The sequence below is a fragment of the Verrucomicrobiia bacterium genome (assembly GCA_036405135.1).
Classification (GTDB): domain Bacteria; phylum Verrucomicrobiota; class Verrucomicrobiia; order Limisphaerales; family JAEYXS01; genus JAEYXS01.
In genome coordinates this window covers 25,299-48,014 of record DASWYF010000025.1, presented here as the reverse complement: position 1 = coordinate 48,014, position 22,716 = coordinate 25,299, and the positions used below count along the sequence as shown (strand labels likewise).

Below are 22,716 nucleotides of genomic sequence, written 5' to 3'. Positions count from 1 at the left end.
AACAAGTGAGGAGGCGGATTCCGCGAATTGTCGCTATTTTTAGGTAGGGAAAATTAAGGCTCGGCTGTTGGTTTTCGTTTTAACTTGTTTATTTCGAGTTTGTTAGGGGGGTAAAATATTTTCAGAAAAGGGGAGGCATGGACAGCCAATGTCCTACCCCCCTCTACATACTGATCGCAGAAAAGTAAAAGAAAGGTTCAGTATGAAGCTGACGGAACAGAGTGAGTTGAAGTTGGAAACGTGGTGCAGGCCGGTGAGTCGCCGGTATCGGAAGATCAGCCAGGCCAGTTGGTGGTTTGGGCAGATGCGGAGGGCCGTCGAGCAAGCTTGTCCCGCGGGAATGAAGAATGAGGAGGGGAAACATCGAACACCGGTTGCACCGGTTGGCCTATGCATCGAACTCTGAACATCGAGCGGGGGCCGGTGGCACCGGCGGGCCAATGGGGAAGGGAACATGGAACATTGGAGGAAAAAGGTAGGTTAGTGGCGGAAGTGTCCGCCAAGGTAGGGACTGCCGGCTGGAATCCGGCAGCACATTAGTTGAATTATTGGGCGGCGGGAGCGTCGGTTTTCTCGTTGCTTCGAGGTGGCAGCACAGGTTGATATTATGCGCATGAATTTCACAGGTTGGACACGGAGCGGGTTGACCGGGGCCATGGCGATGTTGTGGCTGGCGGGTGTGGTGTCCCTGTGTGCGGCAGATGTCGCGGTGCCAGCGAAGGAGGCGGTGAAGCGGTTCAAGCTGGAGGACGGGCTTCGGCTGGAACTGGCGGCGGCGGAACCGCAGATCGCGAGTCCGGTGGCGGTGGCGTGGGATGAATCGGGGAAGATGCTGGTGGCGGAGAATCGCGGGTATCCCACGGGACCGGGCGAGGGGAAGCCGCCGGTGGGTGTCTTGGCGCAACTGGAGGATGTGGATGGCGATGGTTACTACGAGAAGCGCACGGTGTTCGCGGATGGGCTGACGTATCCGAACGGTTTGCAGCGGTGGATGGGTGGCTGGATCGTGACGTGCGCGCCGGATGTGCTTTACTTCAAAGACACGAATGGCGATGGCAAAGCGGATGTGCGGGAGGTGTGGTTGACGGGGTTCGGCACGAACCAGACGACGCAGTTGCGCGTGAGTCATCCGACGCTTGGGCCGGATGGCTGGATCTATCTGACGAGCGGGTTGACGGGGGGAGAGATCACGTCGCCGAAGAATCGGAAGATGGCGGCGGTGAAGTTCACGAAGAATGATTCGCGCTTCAATCCGCGCACGTTTGAATTCGAAGTGCTCGGCGGCACGGGCCAATACGGGATGACGTTCGATGCGTTTGGACGGAGGTTCACCACCTCGAATCGCAATCCGTTGCAACACATCGTGCTGGAGCCGCGGCATCTGAAGCGGAATCCGCATTATGCTTTTTCCGAGATGGTGCAGGATGTCGCGCCTTCGGGTGATGCGGGCAAGGTACATCCGTTGAGCGCGGATGGCACGACGGCGTCATTCATGCCCAGCTTGATGAGCGCGCCGCATGCGGGGTCATTCACCTCGGCGTGCGGCAGTCATATATTTTACGGCAGTGCGCTGACACCGAAACATGTGGGTGATGTCTTCGTGTGTGAGCCGGCGCAGAACCTGGTGCAGCGGCAGGTGCTCCTGCTCAACGGGGCTTCGTTCCGTTCGGAACCGGCGGATGAGAAGAGCGATTTTCTGGCGACGGCGGATAGCTGGTTCCGCCCGGTGTATGCGACGACGGGGCCGGAGGGCGCGCTGTATATCTGCGACATGTATCGCCGGGTGGTGGATCACCCGCAGTATCTGCCGGAGAACATCCGCAAGACGGCAGATTTCGAGAGCGGCAAAGACATGGGCCGTATCTATCGCGTGGTGGGCGCGGAGATCCCGGCAAAGGAATTGGCGGAGAAACGGCTGCCAAACCTGGCAAAGTTGAGTGCCGATGAGGCCATGCGCAAGCTGATGGCCACGAACGGCTGGGTGCGAGAAGTGGCGCGGCGGCGCCTGATCGAGAACCCGGACGGGATGAACCGCACGGAGATGCAGCGGTTGTCACGCGCACGGGGAAATGATTACGGCGCGGCGGCGGCGGTTTCGGCTTCTTTTGCCACGCGGCCGCGGGATGAAAATTTCATGCGCGGGCTGCTGGCGAATTCCTCGGCGGACATCCGGGAGATGGGTTTGGCCATCGCGGAACGCAGTTATACGGATTCGCAATTCCTGGTGGAGGTGATCAGCCGCTCGGCGGAGGACCGGGATGCGCGGGTGCGGTTCCAATGTGCGCTGGCTCTCGGGGAAGGAAAGGATTCGCGGAGCATCGCACCTCTGTTGCGCATCGCGTTGCGTGACGGCGAGGACAAGTGGACACGTGCCGCTGTGCTGACATCCATCGGTGCTCAGGCGGATGAATTGTTCAAAGGCCTGGTGGAGGAGGGGAATCGCGGTACGCCGGTGAATCCCGTGCTCATGCAGTCGATGGGGCAGATACTGGCAGCGAGCCAGCCGCCGGAGAAAATGATCTACCTGCTGACGCTGGTGAACGCAGAGACGGAGCCGGACTGGCCGCTGGCATTTCTGAGCGGCGTGGCGGAGGGCTTGCGCGGCAAGGTAAAGGGGAAGGAAAGTTCGCCCGTGTTGAATTTGGTGGCGATGGAAACGGCGTATTCCGCTGAAGCCACTGGCGTGGTGAAGGCACTTTTCGAACGCGCCTTGAAGGCGGTGCAGAATGTGGAAGCAGGTGATGCCCGGCGCCTCGCGGCCATCGGATTGCTGGCACAGGCGGATTACGCACAGGCGGGAGATATTTTGCTGAGCCTGGTTGATCCGAAGCAGGCGAAAGAATTGCAGATCGCGGCGATCCGTTCGCTGGGTGTGATGAACGAGGTGAAGGTGGGCGAGACGTTGCTGGGCCGTGAACGTTGGCGCGCGTATTCGCCGCCGGTGCGTGAGGCCGTGATCAGCACGGCGATGTCACAGGTGCGTTTCCTGCCGGCGTTGCTGGATGCGGTCGAGGCGGGACATGTGCAGGTATGGTCGCTGACCCCTGCACGACGGACGCAATTGACGAAGCATAAGGATGAGAAGATCCGCACGCGCGCGGAAGTGCTGTTCCAAGGCGGAGGCGGCGGAGATCGCATGAAGGTGTATGAGGAATACAAATCGGTCTTGGCGCTGAAGTCGGACGCTAAGAACGGCCATGAGATGTTCAAGAAAGCGTGTGCGTCGTGTCACAAGCTCGGTAGCGATGGCGCGAATGTGGGGCCGGATCTTACGGGTGTGAAGAACCAGACGGCGGAAGTGCTGCTCCTGCACATCTTGGTGCCCGAGTTCGAGATTTATCCGGGCTACATCAGTTACGAAGTGGAGACGAAAGATGGCGAAAGCCTCACGGGATTGCTGGCATCGGAGACGGCATCGAGCGTGACGTTGAAGCGGGCCTTGGGCCAGGAGGACACGATTTTGAGGGCGAATATCGCGAAGATGGCATCCACGAGCCTGTCGCTCATGCCGCAGGAACTGGAGAAGACGATGACGAAGCAGGAGCTGGCGGACTTGATCGGTTTTCTGAAAGGGAACTGAGCGTAGAAAGTTTACTCACCCTTCTTCGCGTTGATGCGCCCGGTGTCGGACATGACCTTGATCTTGGTGTAATAGGCACGAAGGTCGGCGAGGTGTTGGACGGCGGGCTTGCGGGTGAGGGTGTAACCGGTCATGGCCTGATCGCTGCACAGTGGCGGATCGGCATGGAGGAGTTCTCCGGGTTCGAGCGGGGCATTGTCCTGCTGGAAGGCCCAGAGGGGTTCGAGATTTAAGGTCGTGTTGGGATCAGCCTGCACGGCTTCGATGAAATCGGGCAACGTGAGGTTGAGTTCAGTGATGTGGCCCAGTTCGGCTTCCATCATCGCCACGAGGCCATTGCGTAGAAGAAACTGGTTTCCGAGATAATCTTGGCCGAAGGGGATGTCCGTGGCTCCCATAGCACGGTAATATGTGTGGAAAGCGTGCTCGCTCATCCAAACACGGCGCAGGGAGTGCCACTCAGGATCACGGCTGGCCCCGCGGATGTGCAAGCCGCCACTGAATTGGACGAAGCCATTGATCTGCTCCAGCAAGGCGCGCAGCTCCGGCGGCAGCAGTTCGAACAGTTCGGGATCGTCCACTGGCGGCCCCTGATATGTCACTTGCACGAGTTCCATGATTATCCCCAACACCCCGAACGTGACGGCCTGCGACGTATGACTTCAAACGTCATCATGTCGAAAACATGCTCAGGTGTTCGCCGCAACATAGTGGGACAATGTGCCAGTGTCGAGTGTTGCCGCAGCCAGACGACTTGCAAAATGGGTGATGTCACCCGTTCTGCCGGGCCATTTTGCGAGGGAAAATAAATCCGTTTCACGTTTGCGCGGCTCACGGAAAAAAGCTATCTTTAACATAATCAACCAAAACCAACGCCGGAGATTTATCCGCGTGGTGGTAAAGGGTTTCAGGGCATGCCGCCTGCGGCTGGGTCTTCCGCCCAACCAACACATCCATCATGCAAACTCACGGGACTCTCGACCACCTTCTTAGCCAGAAAAACCAGGCGCTCTGGAGCATCTCTCCTCATGCGACCGTCTTCGAGGCCATCCAGATGATGGCCGATCATAATGTCGGCAGCGTGATGGTCATGCGGGAGGGCGAATTGCTCGGCGTGCTTTCAGAACGCGACTACACGCGCAAAGTCATCCTGAAAGGCCGCCAATCCCGTCAGACCTTGGTGGATGAGATCATGACCTCGCCCGTCATCACGGCACCGTTGAATCTCAGTATTGAGGATGCCCTTCGTATCATGAGCGAACGCCGCGTGCGCCATCTGCCCGTGATGCATGATGGCAACGTGGTGGGTGTCGTCTCCTTGGGCGATCTCATCAAATGGGTCGTAGCCGCCCAAGACGCCACCATCATCCAGCTGGAGAGCTACATCACCGGCAGCAGCTACGCTTAATTTTTCTATGTAACAAATCCTCGTCCTCGGTGTCTTGCTCGTGAAGTATGGGCACCGAAACGATGGATGAACTGGGACAGGACGCCGCTGCTGTAGCTGCAGTGCGTGCGGGTGATGCGGAGCGTTACCGTGAACTGGTGGAGCGCCATGAAAGGCGCGTTTTCGGTGTGGCATGGAGCCGTTTGGGAGACGTGGCGCTGGCCGAAGAGGCGACACAAGAAACTTTCATCAAAGGCTTTCACCGTCTGTGGTTGCTGGCAGATGGAACCAAATTTTCCGGCTGGATCGCCTCCATAGCCCGCAATACCGCCATCAATGTTGGCCTGCGGCATCGTCGTGAATTGGAAAAGCGCGAGCGCTGGGCCTTGGATCAGCCTGTGGCTCAAACCTCCGATGATTCTCATGAGAGTTACGATCCGGATACCCTTCAAAAAACCCTGACCCAATTGTCCCCGGTGCATCGCGAGTGTCTGGTCCTGTTCTATCTGGAAGGTAAAAGCGGTGAAGAGGCGGCGAAAGCTCTGGGGATTTCAGAATCGGCATTTCGCGTGCGTCTGCTGCGGGCAAAAGGCGCGTTACGCGAGAAACTTGAGCTCGCGTTGGATGAATCACTCACCAAGTTGCGACCGTCCAAGCCCTTGGTGCCTGCCATCATGCTTTCGATATTAACCGCTTCTTCAGCGCAAGCAGCGGTGACTGGTGCGGGGCTGGGACTGGGAGCCAAAGTGTTTTCCTCCGTGAGTAAATCGGTGCTACCATCTTTGCTGGCGCCGTTCCTTGGATTGATCGGCCTGTTGCCGGGCATGCTATTGGCGTGGCGTTCACGCCAGCTGGAGCGGGAAAACTTTCGCGAGCCGGACGGTTTTCGAACTCGTTTGCATGACCATTTCAGCCGGAGTTTCTTGTGGGGATTCCCTCTGCTTCTGGCCTTGTTTGTAGTGCTCCAACAATTGGGGACAGCCACGTGGGGGCTACGAAAAACTCTCTGCATTCTGACGCTCCTATTATCAATCCCTACCGCCCTTGGATTGCGTTTGTTGACCATCAATCGTAACCGGTTTTATGTGGTAAGTGTCTTGGGAACTTGCGTGATCTATGCCGTTTTCGTGGCGGTAGCCTTGGATGTTTTGCCGATGACGGCTGTATCTCTATCCGTGATCTTTTCCAGTTTTATCTCGCTCTTTTCGGGCGAACGCCCGGTTCGAATGGATTACAACCTGTTCCTTCGCGCCGTCCAAAATCTCTTGGTGCCGAAGAGAAAAATTGAGGCACAGTTGGTTACGACGTTGAATAGTGACGGATTGCTATCCTTCGCCCGCTTCTTGGGGAGCAAATGGCTGGCTAATGACTATCGCTGGAATAAGCAAGGGCTACAGTTGTTTCTACCTCCGGTGAAGGGCTCTTTTTTGAGCAATATGATGCGAGTCTTTATCCCTTTTAGAATGGGTTTGTCATCTGTTGTTTTGCAATGGGACGGCTTGGTGTCGGCGCATTTAGGGCGGGAAGATTTGACCGCTTTGCACGCCATGGAGGCAGGTGGGTTATGCGCCACCGCCACTCTCGAAAAACAAGTCGAGGCGGCGGTGGCGCAGTCTTGGCGAGATTTCCGAGCGGGTGATTTGGTCTTGGCCCGACGGAGTCTGGGAGAGATTTCTGATGAAGTGGTGTTCCTAGTTCCTCCCGTTCATTCCAAAGGCGTTCGTTGGCAACGGCTAGTCATGGGGATTTGTTTGCCCTTGTTTGCCGGACTTTTGCTCGCTCTGTATTGTCGCCCGCTTTGGTTTGAAAACCTCAAGCCGGTCGCTCGTAGTGAAATGGAAATCCGCTCTGCCTTGCGAGAATTCAGCCATAAATCTGACAAAGATATGCTGGGCGATAGAGCAGTGTCTGCCTTACTGCATTCTTTCGTTCGTCCGGCGAAAGAAGATTTCGAGCCGGAAACCTTGAGGATATTGCAGAGCCACTTGCTGCAATCTCAGGGGTTTGGCGCGGAGGTGGCTGTGCCTGAAAAGCTGGTCCGGTTGAACTATTCACAAATGCTTGGGCCAGCACTGGCAGCGGGATGGTTCACGCTCGCTGACTTTCAAGTGACACCGGAACAAATGGCGGAATATCTCCATAAGGATCGGCACGCATCCGCGAGATGGATGCTTTCGAAAAGGCTCGTGCGCATTGACGATGCTGAATACACGATAGAAATCTTGGAGTCATGGCAGATGGCGCGGTTGCGATTTTTGCGTCAAGTGAACAGCCTTGATCTGTTGGAGCGCGAGAAACTCATCCGGCAACTGGCTTCCTGGCAGGTGACCTCTGCTGCGGCTTATGCGGATCGCCCTCCGTTGCCGAACTGGCGTCAGGCACGAGGTCTGTTTGCGACGGTGAATTCACCGGTTCTGGCAGATACTTATAATGTCGTGGCGGCGCTCGAATTGTTGGGCGGTTTGGATCGCATTGACCGCGAGGCCTGCATCCAAGGTGTTCTTCGGCTGCATCGCGGCGAAGGGTTTTTCTTTGGCAGACCCATGCAAGGTGAGCGGAAACTTTCCATTCGCGGCGATGCCCGCGATACCTTTTGCGCTTTTGAGGTCCTTCGCATCCTTGATGGGCTGAACCGCATTGATGACTTGGCGGACTGGAAATTCCGAGTGCGTTCCAATCGCCAGCCGGATGAGGTCCCCGGCGATGAGATCGAAGCTTGGCTCTGCCAGCAGCGCTTGCAGCGCGTCATTCGTGAGCAAAAAGAAAATCCCCAAGCTCCGGTCCGTTCTTTGTCTGAGCCTTGATTGCTCTGGCCAAGCCGATGCCTTTTTCCTACCTTTCGTTGCGTCCCTGAAACGCAGCGCATGAATCTCTCGAAGTACCCCCGGAACGTACGGCTCTTTGTGCTGTTCCGGATGCTCTTCAACGCGCGCTTCTATTATCCTGTCTTCGCGGTGATGTTCCTGGATTACGGTCTTTCCATGGGCGAGTTCGCCTTGCTGAACGTCGCTTGGGCAGCCGCGATCGTGGGCTTGGAAGTCCCTTCCGGTGCTTTGGCGGATCGTTTTGGCCGCAGTTTGATGGTCAAGTTAGCCGCTGCATTGATGGTTCTGGAAATGGCCATCATCGCTTTTGTGCCCGTTGGTAATCATGCACTGGTGCTCGGTGCATTCCTCTTGAATCGAATCCTTAGTGGCGCAGCAGAGGCCTTGGCCAGCGGCGCGGATGAAGCGCTCGCCTATGATTCTTTGGTGGAGGCAGGGATGCAAAACGAATGGCCGCGCATTCTGGAAGCCATGATGCGTTGGCAGGCCTTGGGCTTTACCGTGGCGATGCTCGTCGGCGCAGCGGTGTTCGATCCCATCTTCATCCAATCCATCGGTGGCATGCTGGGCTTGGACTGGCAGGTGGATAAATCCCTCACCATGCGCCTGCCGGTGATTCTCACGCTCATTTCGGCGGCGGTCATTTTCTTTGCCTGCTTGAGTTTGAAGGAAGCAAAGCTGGTCACTCATCAGGATACGGCCGAAGCCAGCGGCACTATAGATCTCATGCGGCAGGCTGGTGGCTGGATTCTGCGTACGCCAGCCGTGCTCGGCCTGCTGGTGGTGGGTTTGTTGCACGATAGTTTCACACGCGTTTATCTCACGGTAGGTTCGGAATATTACCGGCTGATTAAACTGCCTGAATTTTCCTTCGGCATCATCGGTGCGGTGTTTGCCGCCATGGGTTTTGGTCTGCCTATCTTGTCGCGCTGGCTCGCGGAGAATCGCCCGCAAGGTTTTAACTTCAGTCTCGTAGCTCTATTGAACGCCTTGGGCCTGATCGGTCTGGGCGTGGCCTTGCCTTACTTTGGGCTTATGTTCCCGCTCCTCATGCGCATCGGCATGGGCTTTATGAATTTCTTCATGTCGCACTACCTGAACCAGTTGGTGGATTCGCGGCAGCGCGCTACAGTGCTGAGTTTTCGCGGGCTTATCTTCAATTTTGGTTACGGCTTCATGCTGCTTGTGTATGCGGGCATCTACCAGATCCACGGCATGAGCATGCCTGGAAATGAGGATGAAATCTTCCGACGCAGTTTGGCTACCTTGCCGATCCTCTTTTTCGCGGCGGGTATTGTCGTCTGGATCATCGCCCGCCGCTGCCGAGCTCAGAATGGCCACGGTATGAAGGCTTAAGGCGCACCTTTTCCCATGCATTGACCTTTGCCCGAAGCACGGTAGCATAACTATTGGTTCCCATCGCGTTGCAGGACGATTTTAAAGAACCAAAACCGTCATATGCGTAAACTGGCATTTCTAGCAGTCGTGCTTTTTGCGGGCGTCGCCGCCTTAGCCGTAGCGTCTCATTTCAAAACGGTTGGCCAGCTTGAGGCACGCATCCAACAACTTGAAGCCAAGGTGCTGACGGCTCACTCTCAAAGCGAATCTGCTCTCGCTGCGAGTAAAGCCGCCCGCCGCAGCAACAGCGCTGCAGCTACTGCTGCTGCCTATGATGATTCCAATCTAAACCTCCGTGTCGCAGATGCGGAGGATTCCATCGTCGAACTGCGTCGCGCCACGGATTACCTGATGGAGCACGGCCAGATCCCGCTCGCCGATCGCAAGATCGAGGAGCTCGCCGCCAAACTTGCAGATGGCACGTTGCCCGATGCCGAACGCTTGAATGCCTTACGTCTGTTGCGTCGTGGACGTGCTTTGTCTGATACGGCTGCGACATCTGCGGTCAACTGGCTCCAAGTGGCTGCCACGGATGACCTGAAGCGCGAGATCCTTCGCGGCTTGGAGAACGCCACCAACGGCGTCATCAAACAACCGATGCTCGCTTTCGCAGATAATCCAAACAATGCGCTCCGTGAACAGGCTTTCGAGAACTTGCAATCCTTCGTGAACGACCCCGCGGTGGAACAAATGCTGTGGGCCAAGCTGCAAACCGAGACAGACCCGCGCGCACGTCAGGAAATCATTCAAGGTCTCACGCGGGGCGATGCCACTCCGGAACGAATCGCCAGTCTGCAAGCACGGGCACAGAATCCAACCGCTTCCATGGAAGAACGATTGCTCGCCTTGCAAGCCTTGCGCGGTTCACGCACGGAAGTGCAGCAGATCGTCGCTTCGTTCGCTGCCACGGCGCAAAGCACTCAAGACCCGAATTTGCGCGCACAGATATTCGGAGCTTTTGATGGCATTGCCGATCCAACGCTAAAAGTGCCGCTCGTCTATGGTTTGCAAGATGGGAATGCCCAAGTGCGTGCCCGCGCGGCGGATGCCTTGAGCAACTACGCCAACGATCCCGCCGTCCAGCAATGGCTCCGCTACGTGGTGGATAATGACAGCGATCCACGCGTTCGTCGTGAAGCCATGCAAGCTTTGGAAGAAGGGCAACGTCGCGGGGGCCCGCAAGGTCAGGGGCAACGCCGTAATTGATTCTGCCCGAGAAAACTTTTCAGCCCGTTCCTCTTTCGCTATCGTGTGCCGCACGATGAGCAAGGCGATCATTCAACCGCCCGAAGGTGGCACCCGCTACTTGGTGTTGGGCGATGAGGTTTTGGTGAAAGTCCACGGTAAGGACACCAAGGGGCTGTATTCCCAAGTTTCCGTAGGCGGTCTGGCGGGCAAAGGTCCGCCGATGCACATCCACCATCGCGAGAACGAGACGTTCTACTGCATCAGCGGCGAATTCAAAGTCATCTGCGCCGGAACGGAATATAAACTCACACCTGGCATGGTGGCGCATCTTCCCCAAGGCGTGCCGCATCGCTTTGAAGCCAGCGGCCCCGGTGATAACCGTATGCTCGTGACCATCACGCCCGCAGGCTTTGAAGGTTTCTTCGAAGAAGTCGGCGCGATGAGTGCGGAGGAGCAGCAGCAGAATATCCCGCAAGTGATCGCGATTGGAGAGAAATACGGTTTGGAGTTTCTGCGGGAATAGATAGGTCTATTCCTGAATTGCCAGCCGCCCGATTCCGTCTATAAGAGCAGCGAACCATATATGAAATCTCTGCTCACTTTTGTTGCGCTCACGGCAACCGCGCTTTCACTTTCCGCCGCGGATGTGGAAAAAGGCTTCAAGCCCATCTTCAACGGCAAAGACCTGACCGGTTGGCGCGGTAACCCGGAACTCTGGTCCGTGCAAGACGGCGCCATCACTGGCAAGACGCCTGCCGATCCCGCTGACGCGAAGAAATCCGTGCTTAAACACAACACGTTCCTCGTCTATACGAACGGCAACGTGAGCGATTTCGAACTGCGCCTCTCCTACAAGATCGTCGCGGGCAACTCTGGCATCCAATACCGCAGCAAGGAACTCTCACAAGGTGACTTCGGTCCGATCGTCGGTGGTTATCAGGCAGATTTCGAAGCCGGCAAGACCTACAGCGGCATCCTCTACGAGGAACGCGGTCGAGGCATCCTCGCCCAGCGGGGGCAGAAGACCACGGTGAAGCCGGAGGTGGAAGTGGATCAAAAAGGCAAGAAAGTGAAGAAAGCCGATGTGCAGGTGACTGGCGAAGTCGGCAAATCCGATGAGATCCAGGCAGGCATCAAGAACGAGGACTGGAATGACTACGTGGTCATCGCCAAAGGCAACCACCTCCAGCACTTCATCAACGGCAAACAAACTGTGGATGTGACGGATGAAGATGCAGATAAACGTGCCAAAGAAGGCATCCTTGCCCTTCAGATCCACGTGGGCCCGCCGATGACTGTTCAGTTCAAGAACGTGCGGATCAAAGAGTTGAAGTAGGCTTTTCAGGACAAAATGTGTAGGGGGCGTCTCGGTAAACGGGGCGCCCCAGTTTATTTTTTGCGGAACGGAGCGGAGATGCGATTGCAATTCGCAGGGGAGAGGTAAATGATTGCAGTGTTTTGCATGCCTGCAAGGTGCTGATCCTCCGGCTTTAAAGCAGGTCAGGCGGGGCGGTTAATTTTTCCCCAGCCTGGCGAAAATACCCATTGATTCGAGTCTGATTAACCGTATTCTCTGCGCTCCGCTGTTGGGAAATCCTCAGAGTGCAGATGTTTCTTACATGCGCGCTGGTCGGTTTGATCGCGCAGATGATTGATGGTGCCTTGGGCATGGCCTATGGCGTCAGTTGCAATACTTTCCTGCTCAGTGTCGGAATCGCCCCCGCAGCCGCGGCTGCCAGTGTGAAGACGGCTGAAGTCTTCACCACGGGCGTCTCCGGCTTGGCTCATCTCAAGCTGGGGAACGTCGATAAAAAGCTTTTTCACCGGCTGGTATTTCCCGGCGTAATCGGCGGTGTCTTAGGGGCTTATATCCTGACTAACTTGGACGGAGACAAGATCAAGCCCTACATCGCCATCTATCTCCTTATCATGGGCGCGGTGATCATCAAGAAGGCTTTCAAACGACCGGTACATAAGGAAGAGAAGCATCATCATGTGTCAGCGCTGGGGTTCTTTGGCGCGTTTATGGATGCCATCGGTGGCGGCGGCTGGGGTCCTATTGTGACTTCTACACTATTGGCTGGCGGACGTGAGCCGAGAACCGCCATCGGTTCTGTGAATACAGCCGAGTTCTTTGTCACCATTGCCCAAGCGGCCACGTTTACGGCGTTCTTGGGTTTGAAACATGGACCGGTAGTTCTGGGATTGATCATCGGTGGTGTGGCGGCGGCTCCTGTGGCCGCTTACGTGGTGAAACATATTCCAGCCAAGAAACTTATGATTACAGTGGGGGTGCTGATCATCTTGTTGAGCATCCGTACGCTGCTGCTGAGCTTCAAGTAAGCGTCTTTTTACCCGGTTGCATCAAAAAAGTTCTAGGGCCATTTTTCAGACATCAGATTGATTGTCATTTCTGGGGTTGGCATGCTTTAGGCTAGTCTCATCAAGTGTGTCTCCTTGGCGATAGCCCCCGGTAGCGGCGCCCGCCGCGCCGGGGGCACTTCTCTGGAATACGGAGAATCAGCTGGAAAATGAAATCGTGAAAATACTTGTCCGTCAGGAAGTCACGAACCAATTTCTCAGTGACTTGGGCAGATGGGTGCCGGATGAAGCGGAAGCCATGAGCTTTCCGAACCGCACCAGTGCCTTCCTCTTCTGCATCCGATTCTACATATCCGGCGTCCAAGTCGTCGTTCATCATGATGACGGTCATTGGGAGAGGGCCTAGTTTTTCCCGGGGTTGACAGCAGGCGCGGGCAAAGGGACTTTACCTCTATGGGGACAGGTTGAAGAGTAAGTTTTCAATCTCGTCCAAGCATCTCATGGGCAGCAAACAGACAATAACGATCATCATCGCGATATTGCTCGTGGCAGGCATGGGTTTCCTGCTCCATCGACAGCAAAAATTGGAGCAGGCGTGGATGACGGAGCGTGCCTTGTTGCACGATCAGACGGCCATGCAGAAGCAGCAGCAAGCACAGGCCGAGGCTGCGCAAAAGCAGGCGACGGAACGTGCGTCCCATCTGCAGGAGCAATTGGCCGCCGCGACCAACGAATTGGAGTCGGCCAGGCTCAAGGTGGAAGCCTACGAAGCCAAGCGCCAGATCGAGGCTCAAGCGCTGGCGGCAGAGGTGAAAAAGAATTCAGACTTAAGCGCGTTAAAAGCCGAGGTCCCCGAGCCGAAAACGGTCACCACCGCCACCAGCGGGAAAAAAGAGCAGAAGATACTGACATTCCCGAAGTTGATGGGGCCTGGCGGAAAAATACTGGCGACAGATGCGGAATTTCGCACGCAATTCGGCCGTCGTTTTGTTTTCAAATCCAGTGAGGGGCGGGCAGTTGCTTATGATGTGGATGAGTTGCATCCTGGCGTGCTCCTGCACCTTGGCTTGAACCGCGAAGCATCGGTGGCTGCTCAATCGGAGATAGACCGGCAGGCACAAGTCGCGGAGCAGAAGTATCGCGCCAATCTCGCGGCCCGCGCGGAAGTCGAGAAGAAGAACGCAGAGATCCGCGCCAAGATGATGGTGGAATATGCAAAACTGACAGAAGAGCGCCGCAAATCTAAACTGGAGGAAGACTTGAAGATTCAGGCGGCAGAAACGGAGCGGTTAAAGGCAGAAGCCTCGATGCGTGCCGCCGATGCGGCAGTGGAAGAGGCCTTGCGACCATTTTATCCTGAGTACTTTATCCAGCAAGTCCTGACCCCGCCGGTCATCGTCGTGCCGCAGCCGCCCAACCAGCCGCAGCAATACAATCAGCCCACCAATCCGTTTGTCCGCGATCCGCGGGTCAACTGACAAGGAGCTTTAAGTCAGGAATTCTTCAACGCATCGATGCCCATCTGCGGTGTCCAGATCTTGGGGCCACTGTCAGCTTTCGTCTCCAGACGACGCGCTTTCAGTTCGATGTAAGGCGGTATGAACGCCGAGCGATGGCTGAAGCTGCCGTGCGCGGCATCCTTCTCCGTATAGCGCGGCTCCATCACTTCTTCGATGATGAAGCCGGCCTTGCACAGGCCGCCGAGCAGATCGCCCCAGCGATGCACGAACTCCATCGTGCCGGCTTCACGATGCACACTGGGCGCGCTCTCAGGTAACGGTCCTTGGCGATAATACTCCTCCTGCACCACGTAACCATAAGGTGTCGGCTTGAGCGTCGCTTGCAAATTGAGCGGCTGCTTGTGCTTGCTCATATACATACCACCTGGTTTCGTTACGCGCGCCACTTCATGGTAAACCTTGCGAATGTCTGGCACGTAACATGTGCTCACAGGTTGCACCACCACATCGAAGGTAGCTGATGCAAGCTGTGACAAATCATCCATGGACGCTGCGAGCGTTTCGAGCTTGAGCCCGCGTTGCTTAGCCACCGCATGGTCTTGCTCCAGCATGGCCGGGCTGATGTCCACCACCGTCACAATCGAACCCACAGCGGCGAAGAGCGGACCTTGTCTTCCGCCGCCACTGCCGAGACAGAGCACACGCTTGCCCGCGATGGGTTGCGGCAACCAACCGATGCGATCCAGGGCGAGCAGGGGATTGCGGAAATCTTCTTCCGTGGCCACGGAAGTGTGGCGCTTCTTCTCTCGAACGCGCGCATCCCATGCCTCGCGATTATGTTCGTAAACGTCCATTGCAGGGAAATTGATAGACTAAAACTTTGCCGTGCTCAATCAGTTGCGCCAGCGCCAGATGCCCGCCAGCACACTGCCGATGACGGAATGGAAAACACTGGAAATGGCGCAAGGCACGGCCGTGAGCGGTTCAGCGGGGAAATGTTTCTTTGCAAGCACAACGCCGAGACCGGAGTTTTGCATGCCCACTTCGATAGAAACGGTACGGCACACTTGTTTGTCATAACCCAAGATGCGGGCGAAAAGGTACCCGAGCAAAAAGCCCAGCGCATGCAAGAGAAACACTGCAAGAATCAGTTTCCCTGCTGAGTCTTTGACCGCCGTTGCGCTCTGGCCGATGATGCTCGCACAGATCAATGCAATGGTAACTACTGAGATGAGCGGGGCTACAGGCTGGATCGAATTTACCAGTTTCGGTGAATAATGATTCGCCAGCAGCCCGATGACGACCGGAAGGATGACCACTTGCACCGTGCTGAAGAACAGGCCCCAAGCATCCACATGGATCAAAGTTCCGGCGAGCCATTTGGTCAGCAATGGCGTCATGAAAACGGCGGCAAACGTGGTGCACATCGTCATCAGCACCGACAAAGCGACGTTCGCACGGGCGAGAAACGTCACCACGTTCGAGGCCGTTCCGCCCGGACAGCAGGAGACCAGGATCAAGCCTACGGCAAAAGGCGTCGGAAGCTCTAACATTCTCGCCACGCTCCAGCCGAGAAAGGGCATGATTGAGAATTGTGCGAAGAATCCCACGGCGATCGGACGCGGCATCTTCAGCACGTCTTTGAAATCTTGGAACGTCAGCGTCACGCCCATGCCCAACATGATGATCGCCAGGCCGAGCACGATGAGATTGCTATCGAACCACGTGAAGAGCGGCGGATGCACCAGCGCGAGCAAGCCTCCGGCCAGCACCCAAACGGGAAACAGATTGGTGGCGTGCGCGAGCAGACGTTGCATAAGTGCGCTGTGTATAGGCGGGAGGCCAGCGCTTCACAATGGAAAACGGGCATTGCCAGCGGTGAACGAAGCTGCTAACCAATCTGACGTCAGCCGGAAGCGGGTGTGGTTCAATGGTAGAACGTGGGCTTCCCAAGCCTGAAACGAGGGTTCGATTCCCTTCACCCGCTCCATTTCTTTCCACTTTCCCCTATGCATATTCAGGCGGTTGCTCAGCAGCGTTGACTGCCTTGGAAATTGCGAGACAGTGGTGGCTCATATCCCTATGAAATCCCTTTGCTTGGTGCTGTGCGTTTCTGTTCTGGCGTTGAACCTGTTCGGCGCGGACAAACCGGAGCGCCCGAATATCATCCTTATGATGGGTGATGATCATGGTTGGGAGGAGACCGGGTACAACGGGCATCCGCATGTAAAAACACCCGTGCTCGATGAGATGGCACGATCCGGTCTCCGCTTTGACCGGTTCTATGCTGCGCACCCGAGCTGTTCCCCGACCCGAGCCAGCTTCCTGACCGGCCGGCATCCGAACCGGATGGGCACATTCGCCCCCGGCTGGTCCTTCCGTCCGCAAGAGGTGACCATAGCGCAGATTCTCCGGAATGCCGGCTATCGCTGCGGCCATTTTGGTAAATGGCATGTTGGAGCGGTGAAGCAGGAGTCGCCTGTAAGTCCCGGGGCGATGGGGTTTCACGAATGGCTTTCGCATGACAATTTTTTCGAACTGAACCCGTCCCTCTCACGGAACGGCGGTGCGCCGGAAGTCTTCAAAGGAGAAAGCTCGGAAGTCCTGGTCAACGAGACGATTCGTTTTATCGATGCGGCAACGCAGGCAAAGCAGCCTTTCCTGACCGTCGTCTGGTTTGGTTCACCACACGAACCTTACAGTGGAGGCTCCGCCGATCTGGCCCTGTATGATGATCTGCCCGGCAAATACAAAAAGCCCGTCAAGCTGACCTCCAACGAGACTGGCGGGGCGGTGACACGGCCACAGGGCGAGGTCTTGCGCGAACGTTATGCTGAGATCACCGCGATGGACCGGGCCATCGGTACCTTGCGCAAGCATCTGGCGGCGCAAGGCCTGAGGGAAAATACGTTGATCTTTTACTGCGGGGATAATGGCACCTCAGCGGACGCTGCCTTGGGATTTCCCCATCGCGGTGTCAAAGGGCAGGTGTACGAGGGCGGCATCCTGGTGCCGGGAATCATCGAGTGGCCCGCCCGCATCCCCAAACCACGGGTCACCGATTTCCGCGCGTCCACCAGCGATCTTTTGCCCACGCTGTGTGCTCTCGCCGGCCAACCCTTGCCCTCCCGACCGCTGGATGGCGTGGATCTCAGTCCGGTTTTGACAGACAAGCTCCAGGTGCGATCCAGTCCCTTATATTTCTGGGAATACAACACCTCCCGATTCGCCGGCAGCAAGCCTGAGCCGTATATTGATCCCAAGCTCCAGGCCGGAACCACTCCGCTGGTCAAATTGCAGGGTGGCAAAGCGACCCGCGATTTTACCAACTACCGGCACCCGGCCATCACAGAACTGGATTATCGGGGACCGCGCGCGATCCTCGATGGGAATTTCAAGCTGGTGGTTCACGAAGGGAAGGATGACGTGCTGCGGCAGGAACTCTTTGACCTGAAAGCGGATCCGGCTGAAAAACAGAACCTGTTTAACGAGCGGCCGGACACCGCCCGTAAACTCCAAGCCCAGCTCCGGGAGTGGCAACAATCAACGCTCAAGAGCCTCACCGGTGCCGACTATGGGAAGTGACTTCAACCGCTGGGCGTCGTGAGGTCTGTTCCTAGTTTTGCAGGTGTATAGGTGTTTCCTATCGTTGGATAAGGAAACAAGTATTTCAACTATTGAGACCGGGATGGTTTGATAGGGATATCGCAAACACCGGTTTTGTCTGGTTTTAATTTTTAACCGATAGAAGGGAAAACAAGCACATGTCATCAACCGAAACCAAATGCCCGTTCACACATGCCACCGCTGGTGGCGGCACGACTAATCGCGACTGGTGGCCGAACCAGTTGAGAGTGGACTTGCTGAATCAGCATTCTTCCAAATCCGACCCGATGGGGGAGGAGTTTGATTATGCGAAAGAGTTCGCGAGCCTTGATTATGCAGCATTGAAGAAGGACATCGCAGCGTTGATGACGGATTCGCAGGATTGGTGGCCGGCGGACTTCGGTCATTACGGTCCGCTGTTCATCCGCATGGCCTGGCACAGTGCGGGTACTTATCGCACCGGTGATGGCCGTGGTGGCGGTGGTCGTGGTCAGCAACGCTTTGCTCCGCTGAATAGCTGGCCGGATAACGTGAGCCTGGACAAGGCGCGTCGATTGCTCTGGCCGATCAAGCAGAAGTATGGCCGCAAGATTTCCTGGGCGGACTTGATGATACTTACGGGCAATGTCGCGCTGGAGACGATGGGCTTCAAGACGTTCGGTTTCGCGGGCGGACGTGCTGATACTTGGGAGCCGGATATGGATGTGTATTGGGGCCGCGAGGTCAAATGGCTCGGCGGTGATATCCGTTACGCGCATGGTTCCGAAGGTGTGGAGAAAGAACACGGCGTGCTTGTCTCAGAGGATGATGCAGACGGAAAGATCCACAGCCGCAATCTGGAGAATCCGCTGGCGGCGGTGCAGATGGGGTTGATCTATGTGAATCCGGAAGGTCCGGATGGCAATCCTGATCCGATCGCAGCGGCGCGTGACATCCGCGACACGTTCGGTCGCATGGCGATGAATGATGAAGAGACGGTGGCGCTGATCGCGGGTGGTCACACGTTTGGCAAGACGCATGGTGCCGCGCCGGCATCGCATGTGGGCAAGGAGCCGGAAGCGGCTTGCCTTAGTGAGCAGGGCTTCGGATGGAGCAACAGTTTCGGTACGGGCAAAGGCGGCGATACGATCACGAGCGGCTTGGAAGTCACGTGGACCACGACGCCGACGAAGTGGAGCAACAACTTCTTCGAAAACTTGTTCGGCTACGAATGGGAACTCACGAAGAGTCCGGCAGGTGCGCATCAGTGGACGCCGAAGAACGGTGCGGGAAATGGCAAGGTGCCTCATGCGCATGATGAAGGGAAACGCATCGCGCCTTCCATGCTGACGACGGATCTCGCACTGCGCTTTGATCCGGCTTACGAGAAGATATCGCGCCGATTCCTGGAGAATCCTGCGCAGTTCGCTGACGCGTTTGCACGGGCTTGGTTCAAGCTCACTCATCGTGATATGGGGCCGCGGGCACGTTACCTTGGGCCAGAGGTGCCGAAGGAAGAGCTCATCTGGCAGGATCCGATTCCGGCGGTGAATCATCCGTTGATCAATGAGCAGGATGCGGCAGTGCTGAAGGGCAAGATTCTGGCATCGGGCCTGACTGTCTCCGAACTGGTTTCTACGGCTTGGGCATCTGCGTCGACGTTCCGTGGTTCGGACAAGCGTGGCGGTGCGAATGGTGCGCGCATCCGTCTGGCGCCGCAGAAGGATTGGGCGGTCAATCAACCGGCTCAATTGGCGAAAGTGATCAAGACTTTGGAGGGCATCCAGAGCGCGTTCCAAGCGGGTGGCAAGAAAGTCTCGCTGGCAGACTTGATCGTGGTCGGTGGCTGCGCTGGTGTGGAGCAGGCGGCGAAGAATGCGGGCCACACGGTTACGGTGCCGTTCACGCCGGGGCGCGCGGATGCTTCGCAAGAGCAGACGGATGTGGAATCTTTCGCTGTGATGGAACCTGTCGCGGATGGTTTCCGGAATCATCTCAAGAAGAGATATCGTGTCCCGGCGGAAGCATTGCTGATCGACAAGGCGCAGTTGCTGACATTGACGGCCCCTGAAATGACGGTGCTCATCGGCGGCCTGCGAGTCTTGAAGACCAATGTGGGAAACACGCCGTACGGTGTCTTCACCAAGCGTCCGGAAGCGTTGACGAATGACTTCTTCGTGAACTTGCTCGACATGGGCACTGAGTGGAAGCCGGTGTCATCAGATGCAGAAGTGTTCGATGGGCGTGATCGTGCCACGGGTAAGACGAAATGGAGCGGCACGCGTGTGGACCTGGTCTTCGGATCGGATTCACGTCTGCGCGCGGTGGCAGAGGTCTATGCCAGTGCGGATGCGGAGAAGAAGTTTGTGAAGGACTTCGTTGCTGCGTGGGCCAAGGTGATGAACCTGGACCGCTTTGATCTCGAGTAAGTTTGACTCTACTCATGCAAAACAAAAGGCCGTCCATTTCTGGGCGGCCTTTTTGTTTTTAAGTGGACTGAGTGACGAGCCGAGTTATTCCTGCGGGTAAACGATGATGCGGTCATGGACGATGATGGCGAGGTCGTTCTTGCCATCGCCGGTGAGGTCGATGACCACGGCTTCGCGCGGTTCGGGCTGGCCGCCGCGACGGCCACGGAAGGTGCGTTCCTCGAAAACCTGCCAGCGATTGGCGGGCGAGAGGTGGTGCGGCTTCTCATAGGTGACGATGTCGATGTAGTTCTTGCCGGTCTCAAGGAACACGAGGTCTTTCACCTTGTCGTTATTCAGATCACCGGAGACGACGTCCATGAGGTAGGCGTCTTTGATAGGAGATTCGTAGCTGTCCAGTTCGGTGAGTTCCCAGACCTGGCCAGCGGGATTCAGCCAGCCGATGCTGTTCGCGCCGATGAGGGAGAGTGTGTTCGCGGAAGTGGCGTTCATGGCCATGGGCAACAGCGTGTTGAAGTCAGTAACGGCGAGGGAGAGATTTTTTACTGCCTGCCAGACGCCGGATTCGCTGCGCTCACAGACGGTAAGCGCTTTGCGTTCGGCATCCAGGAGGAAGAGTGTGGCGGCTTTGCCTTTGCCTGAAGGAACTGCGGCGGCACCGGTGATGCGGGAGTTCGCGGCGGAGCCGTTGATTTGCTCTTTCACCTTCAAGCGCCAGAGAGTGTCTTTGCTGCTTTCGCCGTTTTTGTTTTCTTCACGCTCGAGAACAACGGCGCGGAGGAAGTTCTTTTGCGCGAGGAGGAGTTCGGGTTTGCCATCCGCATCGGCATCCAGCGTGGCCATCCAAGGTTGCTCCATAGTGCCGCCAGGAGGGGCGACATCGATCTCTTCGAATTTACCATCCGCCTGCTGACGGAGGATTTTCACCTTCTCGTAGGGGATGAGCACAAGCAGATCAGTGAGCCCGTCCTGATCCACGTCATGCAGATGCATGGCGGCGGGGTTGGACTTGAAGCTGTCGGAGAGCTTGTGCGTGACAGGTGCGCCTTTCGGTGTGAGGAACTGGAGACTGCGTTTGCCGTCGTCATCTACGATGACGGCGAGTTGCTGCTTATCGCCTTTCAAAATGGCGCCGGCGGCGAAGGCGAGGGGGCGACCCTTGATGGGCAGCACTTCAGGAAAGGCAAGGCGGCCTTTCGCGGAGAAGCGGGTGACGCCGATCTGACGTTCATCGCTGCTGAGCAGGAAGACTTCTTTCTGGCCATCGTCATCCCAATCGGCAGCGGCGAGATCGGTGACGCCAGCGAGCGAAGGGAAGGTTTGAGGTGAGCCGAGGCCACCTTTCGCCTGCGCGAGATAGACGGTGATCTGGCCGCTGTTCGGCTCGGCGACGATGAGATCATCGCGCTTGTCCTTGTTCACATCCAGCCAGAGTGTGCCGCGACGGGATTTGTCGGTGCGCGTGAGCGGGAGGACTTCCATCTGGCCGAGCTTGAGTTGGCCGAGGGTGGATTCGGCGTTCTTTTGCGTGAAGTTATAGATCTGCGCGCGGCCGGAGGCTTGTGCGATGGTGACGATCTCGGTACGGCCATCGCCATCGAGGTCATCGGACCAATAGGAGCGGATGGGTGGCTGCTCGAAATGGGTCTCAGGTCCGAGATTGCCCTCGGTGTCTTGCAGACGGAAGCGGAAAGGGTTCGCGTTATCCCAATTCACGAGCAGAAGGTCATCGCGACCATCGCCGTTGATGTCCAATACTTGCAGCGCTTTCACATTGCCGGTGAAGGGAATCTTTTCAGGTTCGGCGAGCGTGCCATCTTCTTTTTGTTTCAGGACGTAAAGGAAGCTCTCGGACAGGAGGATGAGATCATTGCGTTTGTCGCCGTTGATGTCGCCCTCGGTAAGACCGTTGGGAGTGAGCTGACCGTCATCGATGGGCCAGCGCTTGGGGGTGCTCCAGCCGTTCTTGCCGTCGTTGAGGATGACGACGAGTTCTTTGGGTTCGCCATAGTAGGCGATGTCCGGCTTTTTATCGCCGTTCAAATCTTTTACCGCGATGCTGGCGATGCGCTTCTCGGAGGCGATGGCGTCGATCTTGAAGCGGGCGTCGGTGGGCAATTCATTGATCTCTTTTTTAGCACCGATGACTTCTTTGCGCTTCTCGGGCGGTTTACCGGTCTGGTTGAAGAGGATGTTGATCTTGGAGCGCGAGTTGTTGACGACGATGAGGTCGTTGAGGCCATCGCCATCGATATCGGCAGAACGGAGGAGGCTGAACTGGCTATCGATGGGGTAAATCTCTTTGCCAGCGAAGCCGAAGGTCTTGGGGGCATCAGCGGCGGTGGTGCTTAACAGGGAACCAGAGAGGGCACCGAGCCCCGCGTAGGCTTTCAGACGTTGAAATACGGAGGCCTTGGAAACGTGCGGAGAAAACTCGCGGCGAAACATGGCGGGAAGGTGCCAGTGAATGAGGCGGTTGGCCAGTCCAAGATTTAAGGAAAGGGTTTAGCCGCAGCCCCGACTAGAAGCCGGGGTAAAATGG

16 protein-coding genes and 1 tRNA gene are annotated in these 22,716 nt (G+C 56.7%); 13 read left to right on the top strand and 4 right to left on the bottom strand.

The window, feature by feature from the left end; all coding sequences use genetic code 11:
- The first annotated feature begins 607 nt into the window (after positions 1-607).
- Complete coding sequence (locus tag VGH19_13125; GenBank protein ID HEY1172309.1) at positions 608-3,580, top strand: PVC-type heme-binding CxxCH protein; 2,973 nt, start codon at positions 608-610, stop codon at positions 3,578-3,580.
- Positions 3,581-3,591: 11 nt separating this feature from the next.
- On the opposite strand, the gene VGH19_13120 is transcribed toward VGH19_13125, so the two are convergent.
- Positions 3,592-4,197 carry an SMI1/KNR4 family protein gene (locus tag VGH19_13120; protein HEY1172308.1) on the bottom strand — a complete coding sequence of 202 codons (606 nt, stop codon included), beginning with the start codon at positions 4,195-4,197 and terminating at the stop codon, positions 3,592-3,594.
- 341 nt (positions 4,198-4,538) lie between these two features.
- Here VGH19_13120 and VGH19_13115 point away from each other — a divergent pair, with 341 nt between their 5' ends.
- From VGH19_13115 to VGH19_13075, 9 genes are all read left to right on the top strand, one after another.
- Positions 4,539-4,988, top strand: a complete 450-nt coding sequence (locus VGH19_13115; protein HEY1172307.1) for a CBS domain-containing protein — start codon at positions 4,539-4,541, stop codon at positions 4,986-4,988.
- Between the two features lie 137 nt (positions 4,989-5,125).
- Positions 5,126-7,771 (top strand): sigma-70 family RNA polymerase sigma factor, encoded by a 2,646-nt coding sequence (locus VGH19_13110; protein ID HEY1172306.1) that lies wholly within the window; start codon positions 5,126-5,128, stop codon positions 7,769-7,771.
- 60 nt (positions 7,772-7,831) lie between these two features.
- Entirely contained in the window at positions 7,832-9,148 is a 1,317-nt protein-coding gene (locus VGH19_13105) for an MFS transporter (protein HEY1172305.1), read from the top strand.
- 102 nt (positions 9,149-9,250) lie between these two features.
- Positions 9,251-10,396, top strand: coding sequence for a HEAT repeat domain-containing protein (locus VGH19_13100; GenBank protein HEY1172304.1), 1,146 nt, complete (start codon positions 9,251-9,253; stop codon positions 10,394-10,396).
- A gap of 55 nt (positions 10,397-10,451) precedes the next feature.
- On the top strand, positions 10,452-10,901 hold the full coding sequence (locus VGH19_13095) for a cupin domain-containing protein (protein ID HEY1172303.1): 450 nt from the start codon (positions 10,452-10,454) through the stop codon (positions 10,899-10,901).
- A 60-nt stretch (positions 10,902-10,961) separates the two neighbouring features.
- Entirely contained in the window at positions 10,962-11,714 is a 753-nt protein-coding gene (locus VGH19_13090) for a DUF1080 domain-containing protein (GenBank protein HEY1172302.1), read from the top strand.
- Positions 11,715-11,986: 272 nt separating this feature from the next.
- Positions 11,987-12,721, top strand: coding sequence for a sulfite exporter TauE/SafE family protein (locus VGH19_13085; GenBank protein HEY1172301.1), 735 nt, complete (start codon positions 11,987-11,989; stop codon positions 12,719-12,721).
- A gap of 196 nt (positions 12,722-12,917) precedes the next feature.
- Positions 12,918-13,106 carry a hypothetical protein gene (locus VGH19_13080; protein HEY1172300.1) on the top strand — a complete coding sequence of 63 codons (189 nt, stop codon included), beginning with the start codon at positions 12,918-12,920 and terminating at the stop codon, positions 13,104-13,106.
- 94 nt (positions 13,107-13,200) lie between these two features.
- Positions 13,201-14,178 (top strand): hypothetical protein, encoded by a 978-nt coding sequence (locus VGH19_13075; protein ID HEY1172299.1) that lies wholly within the window; start codon positions 13,201-13,203, stop codon positions 14,176-14,178.
- A gap of 14 nt (positions 14,179-14,192) precedes the next feature.
- Here VGH19_13075 and VGH19_13070 read toward each other — a convergent pair whose 3' ends face one another.
- Together VGH19_13070 and VGH19_13065 are read right to left on the bottom strand one after the other, a co-directional pair.
- On the bottom strand, positions 14,193-15,014 hold the full coding sequence (locus VGH19_13070) for a class I SAM-dependent methyltransferase (GenBank protein ID HEY1172298.1): 822 nt from the start codon (positions 15,012-15,014) through the stop codon (positions 14,193-14,195).
- A 39-nt stretch (positions 15,015-15,053) separates the two neighbouring features.
- Positions 15,054-15,977, bottom strand: a complete 924-nt coding sequence (locus VGH19_13065) for a bile acid:sodium symporter family protein (protein ID HEY1172297.1) — start codon at positions 15,975-15,977, stop codon at positions 15,054-15,056.
- 99 nt (positions 15,978-16,076) lie between these two features.
- On the opposite strand from VGH19_13065, the gene VGH19_13060 reads away from it, so the two are divergent.
- From VGH19_13060 to katG, 3 genes are all read left to right on the top strand, one after another.
- A tRNA-Gly gene (locus VGH19_13060) sits at positions 16,077-16,150 on the top strand.
- A gap of 92 nt (positions 16,151-16,242) precedes the next feature.
- Positions 16,243-17,745: a sulfatase-like hydrolase/transferase gene (locus tag VGH19_13055; GenBank protein HEY1172296.1), complete on the top strand. Its 1,503-nt coding sequence runs from the start codon at positions 16,243-16,245 to the stop codon at positions 17,743-17,745.
- Positions 17,746-17,924: 179 nt separating this feature from the next.
- Positions 17,925-20,174: a catalase/peroxidase HPI gene (gene katG, locus VGH19_13050; GenBank protein ID HEY1172295.1), complete on the top strand. Its 2,250-nt coding sequence runs from the start codon at positions 17,925-17,927 to the stop codon at positions 20,172-20,174.
- A gap of 84 nt (positions 20,175-20,258) precedes the next feature.
- Here the strand turns inward: katG and VGH19_13045 are convergent, their stop codons facing one another.
- Positions 20,259-22,622: a VCBS repeat-containing protein gene (locus VGH19_13045; GenBank protein HEY1172294.1), complete on the bottom strand. Its 2,364-nt coding sequence runs from the start codon at positions 22,620-22,622 to the stop codon at positions 20,259-20,261.
- Positions 22,623-22,716 lie beyond the last annotated feature (94 nt).